The sequence below is a fragment of the Pseudarthrobacter humi genome, assembly GCF_024294965.1.
GTDB lineage: Bacteria > Actinomycetota > Actinomycetes > Actinomycetales > Micrococcaceae > Arthrobacter > Arthrobacter humi.
The window spans coordinates 1-2,177 of sequence record NZ_JANCLV010000037.1; the positions used below are offsets into that span (position 1 = coordinate 1).

A 2,177-nucleotide genomic window follows, 5' to 3' on the forward strand; every position below is an offset into this window, starting at 1 on the left:
TCGCCCAGGAACTCAACGCACGACCGCGCAAGACACTGGACTGGGACACCCCAGCCGAGCGTCTACGTGATTTACTGATGGCCAGCTAAGCACGGGTGTTGCAACGACTCCTGGAATTCAAGCAGCGGGCAAACCAACATGCCGCCACCGGTCATTTCTAAGTTGCCGTTGACACTCCCTCCCCGCGGAGGCGGGCATTGCAGGCGCCGGACCGCCAGATAATCCGGCCCTGGGTCCTCAACCAAGAGCGAGTAGACCGGGCTGAAAGACGGGTAGTACCGGCGAAAAGACGAGTACCGGGAAGCCCCTCGCTACGCTGGTTGGCCTCTTTTCCCGGGCATACACTGGCCGAGTCTTATTCCGCTTTGGCCTGCCAGGAGGTATCCGGTGTCTCAGTTCAGCTTTACCAGAACCAGTCCGAAGGTTCTCTGTCTAACCGCCGCGCTCGTTCGCGGCACCGGCGCAGCCATTTGCGTACGCGTCGATGACGACGTCCGCTGCTGGCGTGATCAGCGCCTGCTCTAATATGACCAGCGGCCAGCTCCGAGTCCTGGCCGCAGGCGCTGCCTGCGATACGAAGAAGGAGACGCCGATCTCCTGGAAGATCCAGGGGATCCAGGGCATTCAGGGCATTCAGGGCGAGAAGGGCGACACCGGAGCAGCAGCTTCAACAAGCGTTACGGCGAGACTTACACATCAGACCACGTTGACATCTTTGGCGGAGGTTGCGCTCCCGGCGAGGTCGCTGTTGGTGGCGGATACAAGATGGAAGGAGAACCCCTCACCCGCACGGTGCTTCAAAACCGGCCAGACACAGACAATAACGGATGGCTGGTGCAGCAATCCCCGGCCGGTCCGCTCAATATCTACGTCATCTGCATTAAGTAGCTCACCCCGGCGACGCGCAGCAGCTGCGCCACTTCGGGCTTCAGCGACCGCGAGATCGCCGATATCACCGGCAGCGCTCCGCGGCGAGCACAACAACAACAACCCTGTCCTACGGCATAAGACTGGACCTGCGGATCAAGTGGGCGACGCGAAAGAAGTACGAGTTCCTCGCTGAGGCCCAAAGGTGGCTACCGGGCTGGCGCTTCGGAATGGGCGGCGTTCGGGCCCCGGCGCGACGCACTATACGACTATCCGAATCCCCAACCAGAGAATTCAGTGGAGGCGCGATGACAAGCGAACGGACCGCGCTGGTTACGGGAGGAGCGCGAGGCATCGGCCGCTCCATTGCCGAAAAGCTAGCGGAGAGCGGTTGGAAGGTAGTTGCGACGTACAACACCGGTCTCGAGGACGCGAAGGAGCTTGCTCGGACGCACGGGGTTGAAATACGTCAGCTCGATTTAACAGACAGATCCAAAACGCTGGACTTTGCCCGCCGGATCCATGATGAGTTTTCCTTCGGCGCGCTGGTCAATAATGCCGGAATCCTCGAGAAGCAGTCATTCGAGGAATTCCGTCTTGATGTTTGGGACAGGACCCTCGCCGTCAATGTCACGGCCCCTCTGATTCTTGCCCAGTCCATCGGCCTTCGCATGTCCCCGGGCGGGAGCATCGTCAACATCGCCAGCACGGATGCGTACATCGGGTCCTTCCGGAGCATCGCCTACTCGGCCAGCAAGGCTGCTCTACTTTCTGTCACCCGAAGCCTCGCCAACGTGCTTGGCCCCCGTGGAGTGCGGGTCAACGCCGTGACTCCAGGCTGGGTAGATTCCGGCATATTGACTGAACCCTACGAGGCAGCAAGCCTCACACCGCTGGGCCGCAACGGGAGTCCTGATGACATAGCCAAGGTCGTCGCCTTTCTTCTTAGCGGCGAGGCATCCTTCATCACTGGAGCATCTATTGTCACTGACGGCGGATACACCGGTGTTGACTACTTCATGAAGAAGGAGAATGAATCCCTTGGCTGAACCCTTCGAGCCATAGCCCCGACGGCCAGGCAGCCAACATGGCTGCAGCCATTCCCAACGAAAAGTCACACTCGGGATACCCAATTTCACTGCACCAAGTGGGGGAGCGTGCCGGGGTGCCGTGAGGGGCCGTTAAAAGGGAGTGCCCCCCAACCTGGTGGTTGGGGGGCTCTCGACCTGTAATGATGTTCCGGCGGTGACCTACTCTCCCACACCCTCCCGGGTGCAGTACCATCGGCGCTGTGGGTCTTAGCTTCCGGG

The 2,177-nt window shown here is 60.4% G+C and carries 2 protein-coding genes and 1 rRNA gene; 1 reads left to right on the forward strand and 2 read right to left on the reverse strand.

The genetic code is table 11. The features are described from left to right. Positions 1 to 432 precede the first annotated feature (432 nt). Complete coding sequence (locus NFC73_RS20620) at positions 433 to 624, reverse strand: hypothetical protein (RefSeq protein WP_254753334.1); 192 nt, start codon at positions 622 to 624, stop codon at positions 433 to 435. Between the two features lie 551 nt (positions 625 to 1,175). On the opposite strand from NFC73_RS20620, the gene NFC73_RS20625 reads away from it, so the two are divergent. After that, positions 1,176 to 1,916 carry an SDR family NAD(P)-dependent oxidoreductase gene (locus NFC73_RS20625; RefSeq protein ID WP_254753336.1) on the forward strand — a complete coding sequence of 247 codons (741 nt, stop codon included), beginning with the start codon at positions 1,176 to 1,178 and terminating at the stop codon, positions 1,914 to 1,916. A gap of 188 nt (positions 1,917 to 2,104) precedes the next feature. Here NFC73_RS20625 and rrf read toward each other — a convergent pair. After that, positions 2,105 to 2,177, reverse strand: a 5S ribosomal RNA gene (gene rrf / locus NFC73_RS21090); the annotation flags it as partial.